We start from the raw sequence: 19208 nt of genomic DNA on the forward strand, positions 1-19208 counted from the left end.
TTCGTTTTTTTTTCATGAATTAAAAACCTAATCTGATACCGATGGTCAACTCTCGTGTTGTAGGATAGGAACTCAGGTCGCGCCCGCCACCGATCACACTGCGTGGATCATCGCTGATCTCTGGATCTAAGCCTGGATAGTTGGTGATCACAAAAAGATTAGTTGCCGATACGTAGAAACTTGCATAACGAACGCCTAGTTTGTCTGATGTTATTTTGGGAAGGTCGTAACCAACGGTAAGTGACTTAAGTTTTAGGTAGGATGCATCGTACACACTATTGTTGTTAAGAAACGCACTTTGACCAAAAATTAATCGCTCCCTTTCGGAATTTGGATTTGTTGGTGTCCAACGGCCAAGAATACGTTCTCCTTTATTGGTGAGGTTATTAATTCCTCGGTCGCGCACATCGGTTTGAAAGAGGATATCGTTGCCATAGGAGTAGGTAAATAAGGTGTTCAAATGGATGTTTTTATAGCTGAATATATTGGTGATGCCTCCATAAAAATCGGGATTGATGTTGCCGATGACATCGTACTTGTATTGATAGTAGTCAACACCGCCAGACGAGGTGAGCAATGATTTTTCATACATCATATCTCCAGCATTAAAAAAAGGATTAAATAATTGTGCGAAATACACGTCGTTAAGAAATTGAGTGGCTTCTTCCGAACTCTGGGCTATCTGCGTAGCCACCCGGCCGTAAAGTAGCCCTAGTTCTTCGCCTTCCCGTACGATACTCGTGCCCAAATTTAAGGCGTTTCTGTTATTCGGATTAGAAAAGTCGCCGCCTTGTATAGAGGTTACTTTGGATATATTTCTGGATATATTGAACGCGAGGTTCCAGTTGAAGGTTTTATTTCGTATAATATCACCTCGTACGTCAAATTCGAGACCCCGATTAGCTATACTCGCTACATTCATGATCACACTGCTAAACGCATAGCTTGGTGGCGGCGTCATGTTGAGTAACAATCCGCTGGTGTTTTTTTCATAATAGCCTAATGTACCACGCAACCTCGTTTTAAAGAAGGAAAAGTCAAGTCCCAGATCCTTCTGCAGCGTCCGCTCCCATTTGATGTCTCTGTTGCCTAATTGTGTAGGAGTGAATGCACTTGCGCCGGCATAGGCTACCGGAGAATACAGGGATAGGAATAGATAATTGCCGATACTTTGGGAACCCGTATATCCTGCGCTAACACGAAGCTTTAGGTCGTCCATCCAGGATACACCCTTTAAAAAGTTTTCTTCCGACAGACGCCAGGCAAGCGCACCGGAGGGGAAGTAAGTGGCTTGTTTTCCTTTGGGGAATTTGGAAGAAATATCATTTCGGCCAGTGAATGTGAAAAGGTACCGGTCTTTAAAGGCATAGTTTGCCCGCATATAGAAAGATAACAAGGCGTATTCTCCGGAGGGATTAGCACCTTGCACCTGTGCAGGTACAATTGCCGAGCTCAGGTTATTTAAGAAATCGTCATTGGGATAGCCGCGTCCCTCGGCGGAGAAGAATTCGGTCGCATATTTTTCCCAGGAGGTACCACCCAGTAGATTTAATCGGTGATTTTCGTTGATTTCTTTATCCCAGGTTAACGTGTTTTCGAAGAAGCTATTTACCGTGGTACTGTTAGATTGTGAGCCTACACCACCTTGGGAGGATTGCCCACCTTGGCTGTTTGGATTTGCAATTTCAAGATAGCTTGGAATATAGTTGCGCTGTCTGTAATTCCCATAATTGACTGATGCCGTGGATCGAAATTTAAGGTCGTTAAGGATATCATACTCCAACGATAACGAACCCAATAGCGAGCTGTTTTTTCCGTTATTGATCGCACTGGCCATGGCGAGTGGATTTTGAATACCGAAATCGCTACCACCTCCTACCGGTGTGGCAGCGGCAAATTGCTGGTCAAAATTAACGAACGTACCATCGGCATTATAGGGTGTAAAAATAGGAGGAGCCATCATGGCGTTGGAATATACACCGTTTGTGATATTATTGGTTGTAAACCCGTAATCCAAATTAGTGACCACTTTAAGTTTACTACTGATGTCGTTATCCAGACTTAGTTTTCCGGCTATTCTGCTAAAATCTGTACCACGTAAAGCGCCTTCCTGCTTGGTGTAGGCCAAAGAGCTGTAGTGTCGTGAGGCGGAACCACCACCACGAACAGAAAGATTACCATTTTGCGTATGGCCTCGTCGTAGTACCAGGCTCAACCAATCGGTATCTACAGTGCCATCGCCTAATAACATCGGGTTGTTGACCAATGCATTGGCTAAGGCATTTGGTGTCCTGCCCAACCGGATGTCTTCCGTAACACGGGTTGTCGCAGCTTCCAGCATAATCTCTTTATACTGTGATGCATTTAATACCTTTTCACGTAATGGTCGAGAAAAACCGGAGTAATAGTTGGCTTCGAGTATGGGCTTTTGGTCTTTCTTTCCCTTCTTTGTATTGATGATGACGACACCATTTGCGGCTTTAGATCCGTAAATAGCAGTCGCAGAGGCGTCCTTAAGGATATCGATAGATTCGATATCGTCTATATTGAGACCAGCCAGGTTGTTCAATCCACGTGAAAAAGAACCTGATATACTTGAATTTCGCGCATTTTCGCCTCCGTAATTTTCAACAGGGTTGGTCATGTCTGTAACCCCGACATATTTATTTTCGACCAGTACAGGTACTCCGTCAATAATATAGAGTGGATCGTTAGATCCAATAAGTGAAGCACCACCTCTTATCCGAATCCGTACCGCTCCACCAGGGGATCCGTCCGATTTAGTGATCTGCACACCTGGAGCTTTACCGACCATGGCGGCGTCAATAGACATAAATGGTACATCCCGGATTTCATCTGGATTGATAGAGGCGATGGATCCGGTCAGGTCTTTTCGTTTAGCCGATCCGTAACCGATCACGACCGTTTCTTCCAGCGCACTGATTTCGGACTCCAAGACGATATGTATGCCGTCTGATAAGTGTGTTGCACTAACCATTATTTCCTGTGATAGATAGCCAATAGATGAAATCTGTAAGATACTTCCTATATTAACTGATGCAAGTTGGAATGAGCCGTTTTGATCCGAAATGATCACTTTATTGGTGTTTCCGGCGATCTTAACCGTTACACCGGCCAGCCTTTTTCCATGATTATCAGATATGGCACCTCGAAGTGTTGCCTGTCCCGTCGCAGGTGTTTTTAACTCCTTAGATAATATGATAAGATAATCATTGCGCAATTCGAAATTTAGATCGGTATTAATTAGCAGATCGGTAAGGATATCTTTCACTGGCGTATCGTTAGCATGTACAGCAAAGGGTTTGGTTATGCCGGTCAGTAACGCTTCACCATATACAAAACGGTATTTCGTTTGGTTTTCAATTTCCTTCAGTATCTTGCCTAGTTTGGCCGATCGCACATTTAACGTGGCCCGTTCATTTTGCGCCCAAGTACTACCTATTGCAGTTACATGCAACAAGACAGTCAGAATAAAGGTCAGTTTCACTAGAATAAGTGTTTTAAAAAGTCTCGGGCAATAAAATCCCGTAACGCATATTGCGTTTTTTTTCATAATTTTACGTGGTTAGTGTAAACAGATGATAACAGTTCCTGAGATTGTCCGGTCGCAGACTGTTATGGTTAATTAACTATTTGAGGAGTGTGCCTGGCATACTCCTTTTTTATGCCAATGTATTTATAAATTTTTCTTTTTGTTACATGTGTGTATATGTTAGTGAAATGATTTGTTATTGCGATGTAATGGTGATGACACGAGCTCCTGCTTTACCGTAACGGAAGGGGATACTCGCACGAAGCATTTCCAATACGTTCTGGAGGGATTCTTTTTCGTCAAAGGCAGCGGTGTACTTACGCGATTTGATCTCATCGTTTAGAAAGACGATTTTTATATCATACCATCGTTCGAGTGTTTTGCTAATAGAAGAGAGTGGTTCGTTGACAAATACCAGTTTCTGCTCGGTCCAGGAGGTTTCTGCAAGTCGTTGTTCTGCATCGTATTGCGTTACAGATTCCAAGGTATACTCTGGCATGGATATATTCTGCGGGTCACTGTTCGATATCTCAAGTTGTTTGTTTTCTGCAGCAGCCACTACTTTTTCAAGTGGTTTGAGGCGAATAGGGCTTTCTTCTGTATTTTTCAACAGCACCTCGGCACTTCCTTCAATAAGTGATGCCGACGTAATATCTTCATTCGGATATGCCCTGATATTTAACGTCGTACCGAGTACACGTACGTCAAGGGTGTTTGTGATTATCGTAAACGGAAGATCAGGGTTTTTGGCCACCTCTAGATAGGCCTCGCCTACGAGTTTGATGCTGCGGTTGGTATTTCCAAATCCCCGAGCCACCTCCAATCGACTATCGGCATTCAGCTTTACCCGAGTACCATCTGCTAGCAAGATACTTTTTCGTTCCGACGGTTGTGTAACATATTGTAATTCTACTATCGAGCCTTTAGGATGAATAATATAAAACCAGATGGACGCTGCAGCAACGAGGAAGAGGGCAATACTGGCCGCTACATAATAATATCGTCTGTTTCCTAGGCCAGTTGTCCGCGCAGGTAACTGTTGTCTTAATTTATCAAAATTTTCTTCTGTATCCACATTGGCTAAGGCTTCATAAAGTTCTAAGAGTTCTTGTTTGCTTTTTTCGATGAGTTCGCGCTTTTCGGGATGTTCTTCAGTGTATTTTTTCCACTTCAAGACGTCTTCTTCCGAATGTTGTAAAAAACAGCGGCAAAAGGACTCATCCATTAAAAAATCTGATGTAGATCGATACACTTTCATGATGAAAAATTAGTCTTTTAATAATATAGAGACAAGTCGTTTGTTTTTTTACCAGTTTTTTTTATTTTTTTTCAAAAAAAAGCTATTATCGATAGAATGTGCTTCAAATTTTGTAAACGCGTGTTCGCTTTTAGGGAGTTAATAGCGGTGTGAATTTGGTTATATACGGCGCGTTTAGTCAACTGTGTTTTTGCGGCGATCTCATCGTAACTGAGACCCTCATAATATCGTAGCGCGATGAGCTCCCGCTGACGTTTGGGAAGTTTTAAGATAGCATTTTTTAAAGTCTTAATACGGATATTTTCCTCTTGCCGGAGAATGAAGGAGACTTCGTCTGATTCGTAAAAATCATTTCCTTCTTGGGTGCTGGATGAGCCTTCGAAATCCTTATGTTTTTTGAGGTCTCTTTCTAAACGGCGCTGGTAGCTTCTGAAAATATAGTTTCCGACATGTTTTGCAGCGGATAACGAATCTCGTTTTTCCCACAGGTACAGAAACGTATTATTGATGCTGTCTTTTAGTAGTTCACGATCGGTTGTGTAACGTAATCCATAATGGAGAAGATGCTTGTGATAGGACATGTATAGGGTTTGCAATGCAGATTCATCTCCTCTTCTTAAGGATTCCCATTGCTCATTTTCCTGAATCGCACGATCACTATTTATTTGCATATCCGTCACAAATGTAATATTTCTTAGGATGTAAAAAAAGTTACAGCACTAAGCGTAGACCATCATTTGCTCGTGGTAATGCGACTGCGTTCATATGTGCTATCATTTCTTCATCAAAGTGGGTGAGCAGAATTTTTTTTGCGCTAAAGCGATCGATATGTTTCGATAATTCCAGATAATTGAGATGGCCATCTACTTCCGTATCGTAGAAACAGCATTCGCAGATAAATAAATCGGTGTCTGCGGCGATATCGACTAAGCGCTCCGTCCAGCTCGTATCGCCCGAGTAGCCAATGATCTTATCCGCTGTGCGGATCCGGATGCCATGAGGTTGGCTTTCGGGTTTGTGTGAAACGGGTATGGGTATGACGCTCAGATGGGGCAGCGAAATTTCTTCTTCAGCCTGATAGGAAACAAACGCCAAGTTTAGCTTGTCCAAAACAACGGTTCCCGGGTAGAGTAACTCAAATAGCTGTTGGATTTTTTCTTCGCATCCCGGAGGGCTTATGATGGTGAGCGGCTTTTCTCTTTTTTCTTTTGCTGCATCGAGCAGCAAATAGGGCAGGCCGCCGTAATGGTCTCCATGAAAATGGGAAATGATGATGGTATCGACTTCGGATAAGGGGAGTCCATTTTTTTTAAGTCCCGCCAGTGTGCCCGTTCCACAGTCGATCAGGAAGGCACCAGATGGCGATTGGACATGAAAACAGGTTTGGGCATTACCACCACTGGAAAAGGCATCACCACAGCCGATCACGGTGAGCATATGTGTATTGGAGTTTTCTTGATGTTGCATTCGAATGATTTTGTTTCAGGAATTAACGATAGTCGTTAGATTGACTACTGTCCTTCGTTAGCGTCGTACTGACGCCTCTTCATCAAAACATCCTACAACGACGATTGTTTGTCAATATGCTTAAACAAGCATCTGCGATGCTATTTTTTAGAACGCTTAGCTGAGTGATGCGCGAAAGCAACAACATTCTTCTGCACTTAGTTTAAATTGGTGGATTTTTTGTATATTCGATAATAAACTATAGCGGGAGCAAGTTTGTCGATAAATGAAAATTTCTTTGTACAATAGTGATTTAAACAAGTAGTAATATGAGAAAAAATGCTTTTATGTGTTTATTCCTTTTTCTGTTGGCGACAGGCGATACCTTATTTGCTCAAGAGACATCCGCAGACAAGCTTGTGTCAAGGGTAATAGAGGACGGCGGATCGGGAGCTTACAGTGCTATGATGCTAGCGGATTCCTCCTTACCTACCCATACCGTTTTCCGGCCTCAAGATCTCACGTCTTTCGATCAAGATCACAAGCTTCCTATTATTGCTTGGGGAAATGGGGCCTGTGCCAACTCGCCCTGGGAGCATGTTAATTTTTTATCTGAAGTTTCATCCCATGGATTCTTAATCGTGGCGATCGGCCTAATGCCGGAAGAAGGACAGAAAGGAGATGGAAAATCAACATCCAAGCAGTTAACAGATGGTATAGATTGGGCTATCGCGCAGAATAAGGATCCAAAAAGTCCGTATCACAATAGACTTGATGTTTCAAAAATAGCGGTGAGTGGGATGTCGTGCGGTGGTTTACAGGCGCTTGAAGTGGCTTCCGATCCAAGAGTAAGCACGGTAGTGATATGCAATAGCGGTATTTTAGATATTCCGGGCAACGGCCGGAGTGCAATGCCGAATTTAAAAAAGGAAAACCTTAACAAAATCCATACGCCAACACTTTATATGTTAGGAGGAGAGAAGGATATTGCTTACGCGAATGGAATGGACGATTATAAACGTATTAATCATGTCCCCATTTTTATGGCAAATATGGATGTGGGACACGGAGGGACCTTTAGCCAGCCACATGGTGGGGAATTTGCCAACGTGGCCACGGCCTGGTACAAATGGCAACTGAAGGGAGATTCGGAAGCTGGTAGAATGTTTTCGGGTGATAAGCCTTTGCTTTCGAAGAATGCGCACTGGCGTATGGAGAAGAAAAATATGCCATAGTTTTAACGGTAGACACCATTATCTTTAATAACAAATCTCATCCACTATGAATTTTTTTCCAATTATTGCTCTTCTCGTGTTGTTACCATCATGGTTATTTGCCCAACAGCCAAGTATTCCTGAAGGCTGGTCGGATGGCTACGCGTATGCTAATGGTATCCGGATTCACTATTACCGTGCTGCCCCCCAGCCAGATAAACCTGTACTGGTAATGGTTCATGGGGTTACCGACAATGGACTGTGTTGGACCACGCTTGCATTGAACCTTCAGGGGATGTACGATATTTACATGCTCGACGCACGTGGGCACGGCTTGTCTGATCCCTTTACGCCTAGCGATAACGGAGAGACGTTGATCAAGGATGTGGTCGCATTTGTAGGCGCTATGGAATTTCATAACCCTATTTTAATGGGACATTCTATGGGTGCAGCTACAGTAATGCGGCTAGGAGCTGATTATCCGGATATAGCCCGTGCGATTATCATGCTGGATCCCTTGCTGGGACGAATCGGAGGTCAAGACCGGCCTGCCCGGAATAACAGCAACCCCGACACGGATGTCTCGTCCAAATCTGCGACAGCTAAACCCAAGATTGCAGTTAACATGTTTGGCAGTCCGCAGATACTTGTGACACAAAACAATTATAGTTTCGAAGATCTGATCGCCTTGGGCCGTAGGCAAAACCCGCTATGGGGAGAGATGGACATTGCATACTGGGCGCTTTCGAAGAAGCAATATCATGGCCCTTATACTAGCCAGGCTGCCCAAGCGATGACCGCGACGATGAATATTGGTAATGCGCTGTCTAGAATAGAGGTTCCGGCTATTATTCTGAAAGCAGACGCTTCTGCCGAAGTTCGTGAAAAAAACGAAGATGCTGCGGCAGCTATGCCGAAGGGTAAGCTTGTTCATATCGATGGGGGTGGGCATAACCTGCATCACGATAAATTGGAACGAACTACAGAGGTCATCGAAGAATTTTTATCGACGCTGTAGAGGTTAGCTTTACTGCCTCTTGGTCATCTTTCTGAATTAACTGTAGGTGTAAGTGCTTTTACTTATCTTTATTTCAATTAATAATAAATCTTTCGGATGATACAAAAGATCTCTTTTGTATCATCCGAAAGATGATTTAAGTTTGTGAATTACCGTTCGACAAGTTCTTTAACCTCTTCCCCGTACATATCGATGTGTAGTGTTTTGGTTTTAAGCAGCCCGTACCACTTCCGAAATGCGCCAACGAATACGATCAGCATAAGTAACATAGCAACGATAGCCAATGACGCCAACAGGTATTGCTGATTGGGCAAGTACATGTCTTTCACTTGGATATAGCCCGCCCAAAAGGTGATGATGGCCATAAAAACGCCGGGGATTGCTGAAAATAGGGCGTACTTTCCTCTGTTCATCCGTATAAGCATCGTGGTACACACAATGAGGCCGCATGCGGCTAAGAGCTGGTTGCTGATGCCGAAAAGTGGCCATATGCTGCTCACGTTGCCAGTATAGACGAGATAGCCCCATGAAAAGGTGAATAAGGCGCTACTGATTAATATGCCGGGAATCCAATTTTTGTTTTTAAACTGTGGTATAACGCCAGCTAGCATTTCTTGCAGGAAAAACCTTCCTACGCGTGTACCAGCGTCTATGGCCGTCAAGATGAAGACGGCTTCAAACATAATGGCGAAATTATACCAATAGGCCATCAGGTCATCCATAAATGGTATATTGTCAAATATATGAGCCATACCTACCGCAAGGGACACTGCACCACCGGTACGTCCATGAAGGTCGATCCCGATCTTTTCTATAAAATGTGGGAGATCCACTGCATGCAGGTCGGGATGCGCCGCTAAGAAGTCAGCATAACTATGGGTAGGTGTATTGATGGCAAAATAGTCTCCGGGCATCAGGGTGCAGGCGGCAATAAGTGCCATTAGCGCAACAAAACCTTCGACAAGCATCGCTCCGTAACCGACAAAAAGGATCTCTTTTTCTTTAGCTAACATTTTTGGTGTGGTGCCGGTAGCGATAACGGCATGGAATCCTGAAATGGCTCCACAGGCAATGACAATAAAGATAAAGGGTAGAACTGGACCTCCAATAACGGGACCGCCACCATGGATAAAGGAGGTTAGCGCAGGCATTTCCAATGTGGGATGTACAAATAGAATACCTACAGCCAGCATTAATATGGTGCCTATTTTCAGGTAAGTGGAAAGGTAATCTCGCGGTACCAACAGCAGCCAGATCGGTAATACAGAGGCTACAAATCCATAAACGGCAATAGCGATAGATATTGTATGCACATCCCAGTGGAATAGGTTGTTGATGTGTTCGTAGCTCATCAGATCATGCCCGGCAAAGATCCCGATCAACAATAGCACACCACCGAGAATACTGGCAAAGGTGATGCTGTTTTGCCGATATCGCATGATCAATCCCATGATTATTGCAATGGGCATGGTGATAATGACGGTAAACAGTGACCAGGAGGCTTCATGCATGGCACTAATGCAGGCAAGCGATAATCCAGCCAGCGTAAGTATCAAGATAAAAAGCACGGCAACACCGGCGATGGTACCCGTTGCTGGGCCTATCTCTTTGGACGCAATCGAGGCCAAGCTTTCACCTTTGTGCCTAACGGAGGCAAACAGCACGACCATATCGTGTACTCCACCCCCAAGTACGCAACCGATCAAAATCCATATGGCGCCAGGTAAATAACCGAACTGGGCAGCTAAAACAGGACCTACCAACGGTCCGGCTGCGGCTATGGCAGCAAAATGATGACCAAACAACACGTGCTTATTCGTTTTGACATAATCGTGTCCATCGGCAAACTCCACCGCAGGTGTTATGTTCTTGTCATTGAGACGAAGAACTTTGCTGGCGATGAATATACCGTAGAATCGATAGGCTATCGCAAATAGGAGTAGCGCAACAAAGACCAGCGTTAAGGCATTGATGCCATTGAGAAATTCCATCATATTGTGTCTTTAATGGTGTTAAGATACTATTTTATTAGATTTATTGCATAAGTTTTTGGTCATCAATCGGTACAAATAACATGGCGTTGGCAGCGACGGTGCCTTCGACACCTTCCGTGGAGATGCTGACGTAGGGAAAGTGGTTGGCAGTGTCGAAGGTGAACTCACCAATCTCTACCCAGGTACTGCTTGTTTGTCCCTTTATTTCTACCTGCGCAAGATCTAGCGTTTTCTCGGATAGCGCTTTTCCGTCAAATATTTTTAGTTTAATGGATGCTGCACTTTCTGTTGTTTTTGGGTAGTAGGTGTAAACACGGTACGTACCGCTTTGAAGCCTATTCGTGGGTTTAAAAACCGCTTCGTTGGCGTTGGGACCATCTGCCTGTAGGTAGGACATGCCATAACCGCTGCCGGTTCCCGTATCCCACTTTCCTTTGAGGGAAATCTGTTCTTGATCTGTAATGGTGATCAGCTCGTCTGCTGTACGGAAATCTGCTTTTGGGTTGTCTTTTAATTGTTGTTTAAGTAGGGCTACGTTGACATCTTGAACAGCGATATCCTGATCAATAGCCTGACAAGCTGCGATGGCCGCCGCCTGGGCGAGTACCATGAACACGGGTTCCATCCGTATCGAACCGAAAGCGATATGGCTGGCAGATAGACATACGGGAACGAGCAGGTTACTGACTTCTTCTTGCTTCGGTACTATCGCACGGTAAGAGATGGGGAAGGGAAGGAACCCCCCAACTTCAACGTTGCCTTCATTTTTAACCATACCGTTTACAACAACGCGGTCGCAATTGTGCGAATCCATCGTATAGGCGGCATAACCGATGTCATCTGTTACGATTTCCCGGCCTTGGCAATGGTGTTGGGTCATCACTACATCAGCGACCATGCGACGTGCTTCCCGAATATAGAGCTGTGGTGACCAATGACCGTTTTCTACATATTCGTCTTTCGGATAGCCCCAGCGTTGCATTTCTTCGCGGATAAATGCAGGGATCCTCGGATCGTTTCCTACAAAGTAGAGTAGGCCCTTGGTGTAATCCTCATGTTCCTTGACGATGTTTTTTCTTTTTTGAGGAGTTGCTTCGGGATATTCCCAATTGGCGCCGATCATATCGGTCGACATACCGTTCCGGTTGTTGATGTCTGTTTTATTATTCGGCATCTGGCTCCAAATGAAAACATCGTTCAGCCCTTTCCAAGGTTGGCTTTCCTTCTGCCGGATGAGAAGTTCGTACCTCTTTGGGTCGTAATTGTCTGGCTTGGTTATCGTTATCCTGTTTGCTGGATCATTTGTGAGGGTTATGCGGAAATTATATGCTTGTACTTTTTTGTCGCCAGTACCGTCAGGTTTCAGTTCTTCGTTGTTGATCCCCCATAAGAGTCCGCTGGAAGGATCTCCCTTAATCACATAGGGATCGATTCCGTCGGGAAATTGATGTCCTTTCATTAATTGTACGCCATTCAATGTTTCGCCGTAGGTGTCATTTGCTTCTCGGCCTACGTGATAAGAAACGCCGGCTTCTGCGAGTAGGTCTCCTTCGTAGCTGCAGTCCATATAGATCGAGGCTTCAATTGTTTTGGCAGGTACCGGAGATAATTGGCTGCCCACCACTGTGATGGAACTGATCTTTTGTCCTACTTTTGTAACAGATTCGAGCTGATAGCCCATAAGCTGCCCGGCTTTACAGTTGGTCATGTAATCTCGAAAGATGCGTTCTGCCACATGTGGCTCAAAGATCCACTGTTCAAATGTATTATAATGCTTGCCTATCTTGCGGTAAAAGTCGAGCGCAAGTCCGGTAACGACGTATTTGTTTCCGATATCGGTCATTCCTAACCCACCAGAACTTAGTCCGCCCAAACGGTATCCCGGATCAACCAATAGTACGGTTTTTCCAGCTTTTGCAGCGGTATAAGCTGCTATTACACCTGCAGAAGTCGAGCCATAGATACATAGGTCAACTTTTAGGTGATCGGGACTAGCAGCAAAAATCTGAAGTACTGTGCTGCATGATATCATGAAGAGAATAATGTAATATTTCATCTTGGTGTATTTTAATGTGAAACCATGAGTTTGCGGTGTAAAAGATCTTTTTGTGCTGAACTTCCACCTGCCATCAGGGTAAAACTTCCCGGTTCAAATGTGTATTGGCCACGGCCATCATAATAGTGAAATACCTCATTGTGTAAGGTAAAATATACTGTTTTCTTTTCTCCTTTCTTCAACGCTATACGTTGAAAGCCACATAGGCTTTTCACTGGACGGGTTGTCTTTGCATAGTCGTCACGGATGTAAAGTTGAACAACTTCTTCACCATCCATCTGGCCGCTATTTTCAACTTCAACAGCTACTTTTAGACTGTCTTGTAAGGTAATGTGTGAAGCACATTCGATACGATGGTACTGGAAGTTGGTGTAGCTCAGGCCATGACCAAAGGGATAAAGAGGGTCTTTCGGACCATCGATAAATGCATGGGCAAATTGGGAGGGCTTATGATTGTAGTAAATGGGTATTTGGCCACCGTGGCGGGGAATACTCATGGGTAATTTTCCGCTTGGATTGACCTTTCCGAACAATATCTCAGCGATAGCACGACCTCCGTGGGAACCGGGTTCCCAAGCTTCTATGGCGGCATCTGCCTGCTCGGCAATCCAGGGCGTGGCGAGAGGTCGGCCATTGATGAGTACGGCCACCAATGGGGTTCCTGTGGATTTAAGGCCTTCAAGTAGGTCTTGCTGCATACCCCAGAGGCTAATATCCATACGATCTCGGTTTTCACCGCCAGTTTTTTCTTTCCAATGTTGTCTGAAGGAGTCTTCGCCAACGGCAGCGATGACGATATCTGCTTTTGAAGCTAGTTGGATCGCTTTGGCAATGGAATCGGCATCCAACGCCCGAAGGTTCCACCCGACATCTACGTAATCTACTGCTATACCTGCTGCCTGATTGCGTATGCCTGCCAATAGCGTGGTGAACTGATCTTGTGGTTGATCGAAAACCCAGTCGCCCATCATGGCCTGATTGTTACTGTTTGGACCAACAACCAGTATCCGTTTCTGTGTGGTCAAAGGCAATACATTAGATTGGTTATGTAAGAGTACAATTCCTTTGCGTGCAATCTCCAATGACGTCTGCTGATGAACATTCGTAAACAGAGCATCTTGGGTAGTGTTTGGATCGACATAGGGGTTTTCAAACAAACCGAGCTTAAATTTGGCACGAAGGATTTTCGCACAGGCACTGTCAATACGTACGGTGGTTATTTTTCCTTCTTGAACCAAAGATTTTACTTCATCCATAAAAATGGGACCATGCATGTGCATATCAACACCGGCTTCTATACCTAGCCGGAAGGCTTCTTTGAGATCTTCGGCTAGACGGTGCTTGGTACTAACTGCTTCCATGTCCATCCAATCGCTGACCACAAACCCCTCAAATCCATATTCGTTGCGGATAATATCGTTTATTAGCCAACTGTTTACATGGCACGGCATCCCATTCAGCTCGTTGTGGGCAGGCATGAGGGTGTACGGTTGAGCCTGCTGAATGACCCGCTTGAAAGGTTCGAGAAATACATTCCGCAATTCTCCTTCTCCCAGTTCAACAGGAGAGGCGTTGGTGCCATTGTTTCCAATGCCGCCTGCAACAAGGTGTTTGACGCAGGCCAACACACTTTCACTCGTGTGCCATAGGGTTCCTTGCAGGCCGGTTACGGCGGCTATTCCCATCTGCGTAACGAGATAGGGGTCTTCTCCGTATGTTTCGCCGACGCGCCCCCAGCGTGGGTCGCGAGCGATCTCGATATTTGGAGAAAAGGCCCAGTGTGATCCGGTAGCACGCATTTCTTTGGCTGTTTGCCGATAGGATTCTTGAACCAAGGCTGGCGCAAAAGAGGAGGCCATCGTGATAGGGGATGGGTATATGGTGCTGCCACGTACGAGGCCATTGCCGTGGATCGCGTCAATTCCAATTAATAACGGGATCTTAAGCGGACTCTGAGCGGCCAACTGCTGTAGGTGGTTGGCTTCGTTGACATCCAGCACATGCAAAAAAGAACCGATCTCACCCTTTTTGACCATGCGCTCTACACCTTCGGAATGCAAGCCTTTATAGAATCCGCGTGCATGACCATGCAAAAGCTCTTCTTCGGAGATGTTTTTTTCGGCATCGCGCATGTGTTCGAGCCCAACGTATTGGCACATCTGTGCAATCTTTTGTTCTAAGTTCATACGACCCATTAGGTCATTGAGACGCTCTTCTATGGGAATATCTGGACGGAGGTATAAGGGGGGGGCTACCTGTCCGCTCAGTGATTGGGATATGCTCATAAGGGTGCTCAAGAGCAAACTCACAGGCAACCCTTTTCTTCTTGTTTTCATCCTTTGTTTTTATCTTTCTATGAATAGCTAATGCTTTTAATGGTATCAATGAACCGATCCCATTTTAGAGGGGATCGGTTCGGTTGTTATTCAGCTAGTCCTGAATTTTAAGGTCAACGGTTAATACACCGGTGTTGTTATTAGCTGTCCTGGATTTAACATACAGCACCCCATACTTACCTTGTGCCGTCATGAAGACGATAGCGGCATTGTTGGCCATAGCTCCTGATGTTGCGGATGGCGCTACACTCGAACTGCTGTATAGACTTTCGATGGCCGCGCCTGATTCGATCGCATCAAATTCGGTTCTACTGAGATCGATTTTTTTGATAAGTGTACTGTTTCTTACGCTCCAGTTGGCCATGGCATCAGCACCAAATAGCGCGACAGTATAAATATTGTCTGCAACAGAGGCTAATGTAGGGGAAGTGATATTGTAACTAAATGTGGATCCGCTATAGAATGTCACGAGATCAATTTGTGCTGCTTGTTGGCTTACACCAGAAGGTACATGAACTTCGCCTGTATGGGCATTCAAAAATGGGCCTGCGGCGGTACTGCGCTGGGCACCAAGATTTATATCAAAAAAGTTCTTGAAGTCTACAGTGTTACTGCGGACAATACGTAATTGAAATTCTTGACGCACGACATTGCCTAACACATCCATTACCTCGACTTGGAAGGTCAATGTTTTCCCGATATCGCTTGCTGTAGGGGTATAATCAAAACGGTAATCTGCCAGTTTTGGGTCGGCAAAACTTTCCTGCGTGAGTGCGGTTATCTCTGTACCATCCAAAGAAGTCTTAATATACTTCAGATCCAACTCGGAAGCAACTGCTATATTGAACGTGGCCGTCTCGTTATCCAGAATTTCTTCTGGTCTATCTTCGGGCAAGGTAAAAGTGATCGCTGCTGGGGCGGATTGTACATAGATCGTGAAATCTTTCTTTGCGGTGTTTCCGTCTTCATCATCCACACGCAAATGGAAGATTAAGCTTTTGCCGACATCGGTGTCCAATGCCTGATAGCTATGTTTTATCGTGATCTCCGATGCCGATGTAGCTTCTTCACGCTGTAGCTCTTCTCCATTCAGGCTTAAGATGCCGGTTTTTAACACTGCTGATGAGCTACTTGTGACCGTAACATCGAATTCGATCTTATCTTTGGAGGTCACGGATACGGGGATGGCCTGATGGAGCACGATGTCGACCGATAGATCGGGTTTCACTGCGATATCGTCTGCTGTTTTTTTGCACGAAATCAAAAGCACGATAAGATACAGTGGAATACTAAAAATATGGAATCTAGTTTTCATAAATTTCTTGTTATTCAACATAAAATGGAATGACGGCACTGGCAGCCTTCTTGTTGTTCTGATCGATTACAAAAATGATCAATCGGTAGCCGCCTGTTTCGTTAGGTGCGTTAAAACTAATACTGGGCAATGTTGCATCCGTAATTAGTCCAGCAATGCCATTCGGCAGACTGCCATCTGCTGCTGCGCTTTTTTCCTTAATGATGCGCCAGGCATAGGTCAACGGATCATTGTCGGGGTCAGAGGCTTCTACAGTCGCTATATTTGTCGAGTTTTTTGAAACGGTAATGTTTTCTTCTGCGCGTTTACCGTTCATCAATATTTTGCTGCGATCTTGAATTACGGGTGCTCTATTTGTTGGATAGGAGCCGGTCCACGCGTATTGCATGGCATCCACGGCGGCAAAGGTATTACCCTGTTTGTCAAACATACCATACCAGGTGAGTACTTCTCCGTGGAGTTGATACCCCCACAGAAATACAAACGAACCAATACAGCCTTGTTGCCTATTCGCGACAATATGGTTTTGGTAAGCATCTAGATATATCTGTGCTTTCTCTGTACTTGTCTGCTCAACGAGTGCTCCCCAATTAAGAATGCGATCGGGTTCGGGATTCATTTGCCAGGTACCGCGTGGGCCATATTCGGTGATCATGTAAGGCTTCTGCCAGCCAGCTGTCGCAAGGTTGTTCAATACCCCGGGTAGGTTGGGGGCATAGGTATTCACCGATAGGATATCGATCTCGGGTGCCATCTGGATAATGTGTTGTATATGGCTTACATTAGAGCTCGCTAATGTAGTCGTTGTGGGATGATTGGGATCTTCCTCGTGTATCATGGTGGCTATGTCATTGATAGCTGTCCACAATTTGGTGTTGGTGTAGCTGGCTTCGGCTTCATTGCCGATCGACCAGCACAGGATGGCTGGATGATCTTTAAATTGAAGGACTGCCTCGCGCATGGCTTGAAATTGTTGGTCAACGGCAGTTTGATTGTTGTAATCAAACCCATCGGTCTCCCGACGGATATAGAGACCGAAATTAACGTACATCCCAGCGGCATAAGCTTTGTCGAGCGTGGCTCTGGTGCTGTCGTTTACGCCATATGTACGCACCGTATTTGCGCCATATTGGATACCTTTGTCGTGAAAGTTATTGGCGGCAACACCTTTGACATAGAATTCTTCTCCGTCGACAAACATCTTCCATACACCGTCTTGCTGCTCCAGGGTGACGACTGCTGGCGGATCAGTTTCGACCACTTCAAAGGAATTGGGGGGAATGGGATAATCAAACGCATTCTCGCAACTGTTTGCCAATATGGCAAACAGGAGGTATACTATAGCATGATATATTTTCATGATTAATTGCTTAAGTGGATAATTTGCTGATCTTTGATCAACTGATCGGCTAATTTTTCATAAGATACCTTTTGTACCGTAGTGGATCCGTCTATTGCCATTGAAGCAGCTACGGCTGCAGATTGACCTAGGATCATATATACGGGTTCCATACGGATGCTGCTATAGGCAACGTGTGATGCAGACATACATACAGTAACCAATAAATTGGTACATTCTTCCTGTTTTGGCGTAATCGCATAATAGCTGATCGGATATGGGGTAACGGGCTGAAAAATAGTGCCTTCATTCCGTAGTTTTCCATCTTTGTCTACTACCCGTGAAACGTAGTGGCAGTCTAAGGCATACGATCCCAGACCGATAGGGTGTTCAGCATTTTTGCGGTTCTCTTTGCTAACATTTTTTTCATGCATAACGTAGGTGCCTATCATTCTCCGTGCTTCTCTTACATAGATTTGATATGGGAAATGCCCACTTTCGTTGAATTCATCTTTTGCTAATCCCCAATCGCTCATCTCTTTTCGTATGTGAGCAGGTACGCGTTCGTCGTGCTCTAGGAACCACAGCATCCCGAGTGCATAATCTCTATGGGCTTGTTCTATCTTTGCACGTTCTTCGTAGTTTGCCTCGGCATAATCATAGCTCGCGCCAAAGAAATCGAGATGATTTGTGTCGGTTTTTCGATTTGGCATAGGGGTTAGGGTGATGATTTTTTGCAGTTCGGTTTGGGGATTTAACTCCAACTGACGAGCTAGGATCTCGTACCAAAGGGCATTGTAATTTGCCGGCTTTTGAACTTTTACCCGATTATTGGGATCATCTGTTAAGGTAACCCGGTAGCAATAGGCTTGCACTTTTTTATCGGCCTGTCCATTTTCGGATGTTGGTTGTGCATCAACGAGGGGTAACAATCCCGACGATTTGTCGCCCTTTTTGATATAAGGATCGATGGCGCTCAAATCAGTTCCCTGACTGTAGTTGATTCGGTAGCCATTTAAGGTTTCGTTGTACGCTGTGTTATTTTCTCGACCTACGGTATAGGAGACCCCGGATTGGGCCAATAAATCGCCTTCGTAAGATGCATCGATGAAGACTTTGGCTTGGATTTGTTTATCGCTTTCTAGCAAGAGGCTATTGATCTGCTTCTTTTTCATTTTTACACCTTTTTTAAGGTCAATACGTTCGTTAAAAAGAAGTTCAACCCCGGCCTCGCGCAGCATGTCCAGCATGATTTTTTCGGCAATATGGGATTCATAGACCCATTGCATTTCGCGCTCGTCGTTTTTGCCTTTATAAGTCCGCTTGAGGGATTTGATAAAGAATGCATCCCGTTCCTGGTTTTTCCAGGATTCAGGCTGTTGGTAATATTGGAATATACGTTGGTAAAACTCGCGTGTGATCCCGCCAACTTTGTCATTTCTATTCATATCAGTGGCTGTAAGACCTGATGTGGCAAGTCCACCTACGTGTGCTGTTTTGGAAATCAGGATCACTTTTTTACCAAGACGACCGGCCTGGACCGCAGCAATTACGCCTGAAGCGGATTCTCCATACACGCAGATGTCGTATTTTTCTTGAGGGCTCGTTGCGGTGGCGGTGTGAACAACTAATATTGTAAAGAGGTATAGCAAATATTTTTTCATGATAATTTTTTTAAG

At 44.8% G+C, this 19208-nt stretch carries 12 protein-coding genes; 2 read left to right on the forward strand and 10 right to left on the reverse strand.

Going from position 1 to position 19208, the window contains the following annotated elements; translation table 11 throughout:
• Window positions 1-19: 19 nt before the first annotated feature.
• The 4 genes from FAZ15_RS14900 to FAZ15_RS14915 form a co-directional block, all read right to left on the reverse strand.
• Window positions 20-3574: a SusC/RagA family TonB-linked outer membrane protein gene (locus tag FAZ15_RS14900; RefSeq protein WP_136902127.1), complete on the reverse strand. Its 3555-nt coding sequence runs from the start codon at window positions 3572-3574 to the stop codon at window positions 20-22.
• Between the two features lie 175 nt (window positions 3575-3749).
• A complete protein-coding gene (locus FAZ15_RS14905; RefSeq protein ID WP_136902128.1) occupies window positions 3750-4811 on the reverse strand; it encodes a FecR family protein in 1062 nt (353 codons plus the stop codon).
• A gap of 71 nt (window positions 4812-4882) precedes the next feature.
• Window positions 4883-5482: an RNA polymerase sigma factor gene (locus FAZ15_RS14910; protein ID WP_136902129.1), complete on the reverse strand. Its 600-nt coding sequence runs from the start codon at window positions 5480-5482 to the stop codon at window positions 4883-4885.
• Between the two features lie 40 nt (window positions 5483-5522).
• Entirely contained in the window at window positions 5523-6278 is a 756-nt protein-coding gene (locus FAZ15_RS14915) for an MBL fold metallo-hydrolase (RefSeq protein ID WP_136902130.1), read from the reverse strand.
• A 308-nt stretch (window positions 6279-6586) separates the two neighbouring features.
• Here FAZ15_RS14915 and FAZ15_RS14920 point away from each other — a divergent pair, with 308 nt between their 5' ends.
• Window positions 6587-7492 carry an alpha/beta hydrolase family protein gene (locus FAZ15_RS14920; RefSeq protein ID WP_136902131.1) on the forward strand — a complete coding sequence of 302 codons (906 nt, stop codon included), beginning with the start codon at window positions 6587-6589 and terminating at the stop codon, window positions 7490-7492.
• A gap of 46 nt (window positions 7493-7538) precedes the next feature.
• A complete protein-coding gene (locus FAZ15_RS14925) occupies window positions 7539-8489 on the forward strand; it encodes an alpha/beta fold hydrolase (RefSeq protein ID WP_136902132.1) in 951 nt (316 codons plus the stop codon).
• 149 nt (window positions 8490-8638) lie between these two features.
• Here FAZ15_RS14925 and FAZ15_RS14930 read toward each other — a convergent pair whose 3' ends face one another.
• From FAZ15_RS14930 to FAZ15_RS14955, 6 genes are all read right to left on the reverse strand, one after another.
• Complete coding sequence (locus FAZ15_RS14930; RefSeq protein ID WP_238387269.1) at window positions 8639-10483, reverse strand: carbon starvation CstA family protein; 1845 nt, start codon at window positions 10481-10483, stop codon at window positions 8639-8641.
• Window positions 10484-10523: 40 nt separating this feature from the next.
• Entirely contained in the window at window positions 10524-12539 is a 2016-nt protein-coding gene (locus FAZ15_RS14935) for an FAD-dependent oxidoreductase (protein WP_136902133.1), read from the reverse strand.
• 11 nt (window positions 12540-12550) lie between these two features.
• Window positions 12551-14875, reverse strand: coding sequence for a glycoside hydrolase family 3 N-terminal domain-containing protein (locus FAZ15_RS14940; protein WP_202912410.1), 2325 nt, complete (start codon window positions 14873-14875; stop codon window positions 12551-12553).
• 94 nt (window positions 14876-14969) lie between these two features.
• Window positions 14970-16190 (reverse strand): hypothetical protein, encoded by a 1221-nt coding sequence (locus FAZ15_RS14945; protein ID WP_136902134.1) that lies wholly within the window; start codon window positions 16188-16190, stop codon window positions 14970-14972.
• Between the two features lie 10 nt (window positions 16191-16200).
• Entirely contained in the window at window positions 16201-17550 is a 1350-nt protein-coding gene (locus tag FAZ15_RS14950) for a glycoside hydrolase family 2 TIM barrel-domain containing protein (protein ID WP_136902135.1), read from the reverse strand.
• A 2-nt stretch (window positions 17551-17552) separates the two neighbouring features.
• Window positions 17553-19193, reverse strand: a complete 1641-nt coding sequence (locus FAZ15_RS14955; RefSeq protein WP_136902136.1) for an FAD-dependent oxidoreductase — start codon at window positions 19191-19193, stop codon at window positions 17553-17555.
• Between the last annotated feature and the right edge of the window lie 15 nt (window positions 19194-19208).

The sequence above is a fragment of the Sphingobacterium olei genome (assembly GCF_005048855.1).
In the GTDB taxonomy this organism is placed as follows: domain Bacteria; phylum Bacteroidota; class Bacteroidia; order Sphingobacteriales; family Sphingobacteriaceae; genus Sphingobacterium; species Sphingobacterium olei.